The organism is Emticicia sp., from assembly GCF_049241225.1.
Classification (GTDB): Bacteria; Bacteroidota; Bacteroidia; order Cytophagales; family Spirosomataceae; genus Emticicia.
Genome location: NZ_JBMLRC010000278.1, coordinates 19,049 through 27,062, shown reverse-complemented (window position 1 = coordinate 27,062; position 8,014 = coordinate 19,049). Strand labels below are relative to the sequence as shown.

At 36.4% G+C, this 8,014-nt stretch carries 7 protein-coding genes; 2 read left to right on the top strand and 5 right to left on the bottom strand.

All coding sequences use genetic code 11. The features are described 5' to 3' along the window. Window positions 1-14: 14 nt before the first annotated feature. Genes hslV through ACOVO2_RS15085 form a run of 3 tightly spaced genes read right to left on the bottom strand, consistent with a single transcriptional unit; the run spans window position 15 to window position 2,729 of the window. Window positions 15-551 (bottom strand): ATP-dependent protease subunit HslV, encoded by a 537-nt coding sequence (gene hslV / locus ACOVO2_RS15095; protein ID WP_421770781.1) that lies wholly within the window; start codon window positions 549-551, stop codon window positions 15-17. 4 nt (window positions 552-555) lie between these two features. After that, window positions 556-1,098 (bottom strand): hypothetical protein, encoded by a 543-nt coding sequence (locus ACOVO2_RS15090; protein ID WP_421770780.1) that lies wholly within the window; start codon window positions 1,096-1,098, stop codon window positions 556-558. Window positions 1,099-1,118: 20 nt separating this feature from the next. Continuing rightward, entirely contained in the window at window positions 1,119-2,729 is a 1,611-nt protein-coding gene (locus ACOVO2_RS15085; RefSeq protein WP_421770779.1) for a 2-oxo acid dehydrogenase subunit E2, read from the bottom strand. A 433-nt stretch (window positions 2,730-3,162) separates the two neighbouring features. Here ACOVO2_RS15085 and ACOVO2_RS15080 point away from each other — a divergent pair, with 433 nt between their 5' ends. Together ACOVO2_RS15080 and ACOVO2_RS15075 are read left to right on the top strand one after the other, a co-directional pair. Further along, a complete protein-coding gene (locus tag ACOVO2_RS15080) occupies window positions 3,163-4,764 on the top strand; it encodes an ArnT family glycosyltransferase (protein WP_421770778.1) in 1,602 nt (533 codons plus the stop codon). Between the two features lie 8 nt (window positions 4,765-4,772). After that, complete coding sequence (locus ACOVO2_RS15075; protein WP_421770777.1) at window positions 4,773-5,489, top strand: glycosyltransferase family 2 protein; 717 nt, start codon at window positions 4,773-4,775, stop codon at window positions 5,487-5,489. Window positions 5,490-5,523: 34 nt separating this feature from the next. On the opposite strand, the gene ACOVO2_RS15070 is transcribed toward ACOVO2_RS15075, so the two are convergent. Beyond that, on the bottom strand, window positions 5,524-7,074 hold the full coding sequence (locus ACOVO2_RS15070; protein ID WP_421770776.1) for a GH3 family domain-containing protein: 1,551 nt from the start codon (window positions 7,072-7,074) through the stop codon (window positions 5,524-5,526). A 127-nt stretch (window positions 7,075-7,201) separates the two neighbouring features. Further along, entirely contained in the window at window positions 7,202-7,969 is a 768-nt protein-coding gene (gene surE / locus ACOVO2_RS15065; RefSeq protein WP_421770775.1) for a 5'/3'-nucleotidase SurE, read from the bottom strand. Window positions 7,970-8,014: the final 45 nt, after the last annotated feature.

Below are 8,014 nucleotides of genomic sequence, written 5' to 3'. Positions count from 1 at the left end.
AAAAGACCACAATCTTAGAGTGTTTCGATGATAATATTATGATTTGTATAAATACAAATATCTGCGGCAATGTTTAAGCCTTCTTGTACCATTTGTTCGGCGGATAAATCAGATGCGTGTCTTTTCAACGCAATAGCTGCCGACTGAGCATACATACTTCCCGAGCCGATTGAAGCAATTTGGTTATCGGGTTCAAGTACATCGCCGGTTCCCGATATGATTAGCATTTCAGACTCATTGGCTACAATCAACATTGCTTCCAATTTTCTCAAAAAACGGTCAGTACGCCAATCCTTTGCTAATTCAATGGCTGCACGCTTCATATTGCCTCCAAAAGCGTTGAGTTTTTCTTCAAAGCGTTCGATTAAAGTAAAAGCATCGGCCGTAGAGCCAGCAAATCCTGCTAAAATTTTACCCCCGTACAGTTTTCTAACCTTACGGACATTACTTTTAGCAACTGTATTACCCATTGTTGCTTGTCCATCTGCCCCAAGAGCTACTTTTCCGTTATGAATTACCCCCAAAACGGTGGTTGCGTGTATTTTTTGCATTAAATTATTTCGATTCTATTTTTGATAATTTCCAAACATTATTCTCTAAATCCAAAGAATAAATGTAACTAATACTATATGGCTTTTTTAGCTTAACAACCACTTTTGCCTTGTTTCCATTGATAGCCGTTGTAGAGCTATTATTTAAAGCAAAGAGCAAATCTTTCACTGAAGGTGGGTCTTGCGAAAGCGTATATCTATCATAATCTATCCCTTCTGCAAAACCATTTTTTTTGATATCAGCTTGTTTCTTTACAAACTCTTGTTGTAAACCTTTGATGTAAATACTTGAAAATAAGCCAGTTGCTTCAATTGATTTGAGATATTTTTGAATACACTTCATATCAATTTTGGTAACATCCACACCATCGGCTTCATAGCAATCTCCTTCAAATGGAATGTTTTCTTTGCCGGTCCAATTATAAAACTGAGCCATTCGCTGTTTCGGTGTTTCTTTTACTTGTGCCGAAACTGTAAAGTAGGATACAAAACAAATCCCCCATAGAGAGATTGTTAGCCAACTATACGGAGGATTTATCTTTTTCATATGCTGAATACACAAAACTTTTAAACCAATAATTTATAAGGCTCTTCGAGTAATTCTTTCAATGTTACTAAGAAAGCCGCACCCGTTGCACCATCAACTACACGGTGGTCGCATGTAAGCGTAACTTTCATTACACTTGTAGCATAGAATTGGCCGTTTTTAACTGCCACAATTTCTTTTATTCCACCAACTGAAAGAATACAAGATTCGTTTTTAGGATTGTTGATAATCGAAGTAAACGATTCGATGCCAAACATACCTAAATTACTTACCGTAAACGTATTTCCTTCCCAGTCTTTTGGTTGAAGTTTTCCATTTTTAGCTTTTCCGCCTAAATCTTTGGTAGTTGCTGCTAAAATCGAAAGCGGAAGTGTATCAGCAAATCTTATTACCGGTACTACCAAGCCTTCTGGAATTGCTACTGCCATACCAATGTGTACGTGAGCGTTACGTCTGATATGGTCGTCTCTCCAAGAAGAGTTTACGTTTGGATGTTTTTTCAAAGCTACTCCACAAGCTTTCAATACCATATCATTGAATGAAATCTTCACAGGTGAAGCTTGATTCATCACTTCACGGGCTTGGATTGCTTTATCCATACAAATTTCCATTGTTAATTGGAAATCTACTGCCGACGATTGAGATTCAGCCAAGCTACGAGCAATAGCTTTACGCATTTGTGTCAATCCGATTTCTTCAAAACTCTCAACACCAGCAGCTACTGATACTGGAGCTGAAGAAGCCGCAGATTTGGTTTCGGCTGCTTTTGGCGTGAAGTTATCAACGTCTGATTTTACTATTCTACCACCTTCGCCAGAGCCACTTACTTCAGCTAATTTAATACCTTTTTCTTCGGCAAGTTTTTTGGCTAATGGAGAAGCTAAAATTCTACCATTGCTGTTTGAAGCTTGCACAGGTGCTGCTGCTGGAGCTGCAACTGGGACAGGAGTAGCGGCTTTTGGTGCTTCAGCAGGTGCTGGGGCTGGAGCTGGAGCACTGGTGCTTGCACCGAGTAATGCCTGGTAGTTTGCTCCTTCTTCGCCGATGACTGCAATAACTGCATTTACTTTAGCTGCTTTACCAGCTTCTACTCCTACGTATAAAAGAGTTCCGTCTTCATAAGCCTCAAGTTCCATTGTAGCTTTATCAGTTTCGATTTCTGCTAAAATATCACCTGATTTTACTTTATCTCCAACTTTTTTCAACCATGTGTGAATCACACCTTCTGTCATGGTATCGCTCAAAAGTGGCATTGTTACAACCTTCGCTTTGATATTTGAAGTATCAACTGCTGGAGCGGCCGCAACTGGGGCAGTTTCTGCAACTGGAGCAGGTTCGGCAGCAGGTGCTGCTGCTGGAGCATTTCCGCCTAATAAACTCTGATAATCTTCACCTGGCTTACCGATTACAGCCATAATAGCATCCACTGGCACGGCCTGACCTTTTTCAACACCTATATAAAGTAGCGTTCCGTCATAATAAGACTCCATATCCATGGTAGCCTTATCAGTCTCGACCTCAGCTAAAATATCACCTGATTTTACAACATCACCAACTTTCTTGTTCCATGCCGCAATTACACCCTCTGTCATGGTGTCGCTCATCTTGGGCATTCTGATTACTTCTGCCATTTTTTAAAAATTTGCTTAGATTTTGGATAGTATCATTATTCAACCCTCAAAATTATAACAAAGTTTTGGATGTCCTTAAAAAACTAATAAGAAAGTTTGTAATAAGTTTTATTTTGCCGTTTTTTGCCCAAAAATTATCATAAAAATATCAAGTATGTGGTTATTGGGCATTACGTTAGTTAGTCTTCTTCTATTTGTTAAATTAATTTCTTCGTATTCTTGGCGTTTAAGTTTCTGTTTGGCACTTCAAGCTTTTGCTTTATTAAGTTGGTTAGGAGTAGAGGTGTTCGGATATTTTGATAGTATTAATTTTTTAAATTTATTTATTTTTTGGATTTGCATTACAATTCCTGCCTCTTATTACAATTTTATAAATAGGTATAGGTTACTTGGGCTATCGACTGAAAATCTTGTTTCGTTTAAGTTTCTATGGTTGACTGGACTTATTTTCTTGCTCACATTTCTTTCTGGAATACTCTACGCACCAAATACAATTGACTCTACAGTTTATCACCTAACAAGAATCGAATTTTGGCTACAACACCGCAATATTGATTATTTTGCTACACAAACCGACCGAATGTTATACCAGCCACCTTTGGCTGAGTATATGATAATGCAGTTTAGAATTTTGCAAAACTCAGATACTTTTAGTTTCATAATTCAGTGGTTGTTTACTTTGGGGGCGTGCGTAGGAGTAAGTTTATTGGCCGAAATAGCTGGTGCAAAAAAGAAAACGCAATACATCGCATTTTTTATTTCAGCTACAATTCCGATGGTAGTTTTGCAGTCGTCTTCTACCCAAAATGATGTGACAGTTTCTTTTTTTATTGTCACGGCGGCTTACTTCTTGCTCAAAAATTTAAGTGATGGTAAGTCATTATCAGCAATTTTGACGGGAATATCAATAGGAGAAGCCATACTGACGAAAGGAACTGCCTATGTTTTCTTGTTTCCGATTTGTATGTATTGGGGCATCGTAACTCTGAAAAACGTTTACCTAAAAAAAACAAGTTTTGGCCTACAATTGCGAAACCTATCTTTATTTATTTTACCATTTTTGATAATCTGTGGGTCGTTTTATTACAGAAATTTCGTTTTGATTGGCTCTCCATTAGGTGTTTCGAAAGAACTTTTTTATGTGTACAACAACCAAACTCACACATTATCAAGCTTTATATCTGTAATTATCCGAAATATTAGTTTACATTTTTCAGTTCCGGGTATTCATTTATTATCCGAAAAAATCATTTTCTTCATTCATGAAAAAGTTTTGGGCTTGAACGTGAATGACCCTTCAACTTCATTTACCCCATTTGATTTGCCAATGCTGGGTATGACAGAAGATAATGCTGGTAATTTCTTCCATTTTATTTTATTTTTTCCTGCAGTAATCTTCATTACAAAACATAGAAATGCAAACCTTAGAGCTATCACAGTTTTTGGATTGATTTCGTTTTTGTTATTTTGCTTTCAGATAAAATTTCAGATTTGGCATTCGAGACTACATATCCCGATTTTTTTATTGATGAGTGTTCCCATTGCATTTTATTTATCCGAAATTAAACGTTCTGTTATAATATTTACAATTTTAGGTTTGTCTGGGGTATTCTTTGCTTTGTTTTGCTTTAGTCGACCAATTATTAAACTTTCTCCATTAACAACAAAAACATATTTTACAGCACCTCGCATTTCACATATTTATCATGTTGAAGAAATGAAAAGTAGGCAGATGGCTGCTTTGATTACTTACCTAAAAGATAGTAAGTTTAGAAAAATTGCAGTAAAGTCTGAAGAAATGTATGGTAATGATATCTTGTATCCAATAATGTACGAGTTGCGTGATAAAGTTAGTTTTTATCCCATACAAATGACAAATCGGACTAAAGTTTTGGATAAGCCAAGAAATGATTATGATGCTGTATTGTTTTTCACTAATACTCCCCCCGAGATACTCAACGTAGATAAGAAATACAGAAAAATGGAGATTAATGCTGGAAATTTATATATTTTTGTGCCACAAAATCCTGTATAATTAATTAAATGCCAGTATTCAAAACATTATCAGTAATTATTCCTGCTTTTAATGAAGCAAAAACCATACAAAGTGTATTAGATAAAGTAGCAAAGACTGAACTTTTGAATGGAATTGAAAAAGAAATCATCGTAATAAATGATTGTTCATCTGATGATACTGAGGGTGAAATTCTGCGGTTTAAGGCAAAGTCAGCGACCAATATTGTTTATCTGAAACATGAAGTAAATAAAGGTAAAGGAGCTGCACTTCATACTGGAATCAAGGAAGCCACTGGCGAGTATTTAATCATTCAAGATGCCGACCTCGAATACGACCCCGATGAATTTAATATTTTATTGAAACCTGTATTAGATGGGCACGCTGATGTGGTTTTCGGCTCACGATTTATGGGTGGAAATGCTCATCGCATTTTATTTTTTTGGCATACAATTGGTAATAAGTTTCTTACATTCCTATCAAATATGTTCAATAATCTGAACCTGACCGATATGGAAACTTGCTATAAACTTTTCAATACTAAAATGGTTCAGAGTTTAAATTTAGTTGAAAAAAGATTTGGATTTGAGCCAGAAGTAACTGCCAAAATAGCAAAAATTAAAGGAATTCGTATATATGAGGTGGGTATTTCATATTATGGTCGAACGTACGAAGAAGGTAAAAAGATAAACTGGAAAGATGGTTTTCGAGCTTTATATTGTATTGTAAAATATGGTATTTCATAAAAAAAGCGAAGCACGTGCTTCGCTTTTTTTACTTTTAAGAATAATTTTCTTTTAAAAAATCCTGCCATTCATCAATCAATTTCCCTTTCAAAACCCTTGGGAATTTATGTTGGCCGCCAACTTTACCCTTCTTTTTCATCCAATCATAGAAAGCCTGTTGCGGTAGCACCTTTACAAATACATTTTTTAAACCATGACGTCTCTCAACGGCATAGTCGTCATTTAGTTCGCAGAGTTTCTCATCAAGAAGCTTACAGAATTGCTCCTCATCAACCGCAATATCAGAGGCAACGTACCACTGATGAGCAAAGAGTGGTGGATGTTTAACACCAATCACCGTAAATTCTCGAATATCAAGTCCTAAGTCTTTTGAAACCAATTCAATTCCATTATTCATATTATCTACAGAGAGGTGTTCGCCACACAAACTCAAAAAATGCTTTGTTCGCCCTGTAATCTTAATTTCCATGCGTTTTTTATCAGTAAACTTTATCGTATCACCAATCAAATAACGCCATGCCCCTGAGCAAGTTGAAATCAAAAGAGCATAATCAACATCTTCCTTTACATCCTGAACCATAATTGTTTCGGGATTACTCACAAGATTCCCATCTTCATCAAAGTTTTCTTCATTGAATGGAATAAATTCAAAGAAAATTCCTCGATTTAAAACCAATCTCAGATTTCCATCTGGGCGGTCTTGATACGCCAAGAAACCCTCAGAAGCCATATATGTTTCAATATATATGACTGGCTTCCCAAATAATTTCTCAAGACCTTGTTTATATGGTTCTAACGATACGCCACCCCAAGCAAAAGCGGTAAGATTTGGCCAAAGGTCATGTATATTATTTAGGTTGTATCGTTTAATGATACGTTCGAGTAAGATTGTATGCCACGCAGGTACACCAGCCAAAAAACCAATGTCCCAGTTAGGGGCATTTAGAGTAATATCTTCAAGTTTGTTTTCCCAATCACGAAGTGCCGAAATCTTTTGTCCAGGCTTATAAAAGTTCTGAAACCAAATAGGTATTGTACCGGTTGTGATACCACTCAAATCGCCTTCATAGTGAGAATCAACTTCGTTGAGGGCGGTGCTACCTCCGAGCATCAAATAACCTTTTTCGAATAAATCGGCTGGCAGTTCAGTATACTGACCAAGCGATATAATTTGATTGATACTTGTTCGCTGAATCGCCTTAATCATATCCTTGGTTACAGGAATTGCCTTCGAGGCTGCATCAGATGTACCCGAACTCAGAGCAAAATATTTTACTTTTCCGGGCCAACAAACATTTTTTTCTCCTAATCGTGCTTTATACCACCACTCATTATAGATTTTGGTGTAGTCGTAAATCGGTACATTTTGTTTGAATTTATTATAAAATTCATTGCCCTCATCAAATATGGCTGAACTCAGAATTTCCTCAAAATTGTATTTCTCGCCAAACTGCGTGTAGCGTGCTTTTGATAATAATTTTGTAAATGCTTTTTTCTGCCACTTGACGGGCTTTATTTTTCTAATTTGTTGAATCGTGCTTGTGAACTTTATACTACTTTTTAGTAGTCTTCCTAATACTGCCATATATTTTATATCGAAATTAGTAATCAAATAGGCTTATGGTTTCAAAAATAATAGGTTTTATTTTAAAAACATAAAATACTTATAATCAATTGTTTAGTTGTTATATTTAGCTATTCAGATACTATATTTATAACTTCCAGCGTCTCAAATCTTTGATTGTTTTGTGGGCTGTCATATCATAATGCACTGGAACAATCGAAACGTAGTTATTATCGAGTGCATGTAAATCTGTTCCTTCGGTGTTTGGTTCACGGTTTACGAAATCACCTCCCATCCAAAAGTAAGGTCTTCCGTGTGGGTCGGTTCTGGCATCAAATTCTTCGTGCCAATAGCCGTTCGTTTGGCGGCAAATCTTAATACCTTTAATCGGATTGTCAGAATATTTAGGGAAATTGACATTTAACGCAACATTGGCAGGAAATTCATTTGCCAAAGCTTTTTCAGTGATGCGTTTTATCCAGCGTTTTACATGAGAAAACTCAGCATCATATTTAAAATCATCGAGCGAAAAACCAATTGATGGAATACCCTCGATTGCCCCTTCAACAGCGGCCGACATCGTGCCTGAATAAATGACAGAGATTGAAGAATTCAAGCCATGATTAATTCCACTCACAACTAAATCAATTTTTCTGTCTTTTAAAAAGTGGTGTTTGGCCAATTTTACACAATCAGCTGGTGTTCCCGAACACTCATATGCCTCAATATTCTTAAATATCTTGTTTTTTTTGACGTGAATCGTGCTATCAACCGTAATGGCGTGTCCCATTCCTGAGTTTGGACTATCGGGGGCAACTACAAAGACCTCACCGATTTTCTTCATTACTTCAATTAAAACCGCAATACCCTTTGATGTGATGCCGTCGTCGTTCGTAACTAATATTAGTGGTTTCATAAATTATGGAGCGAACCTGTTGTTTGCTGATAAAATTAAATACAA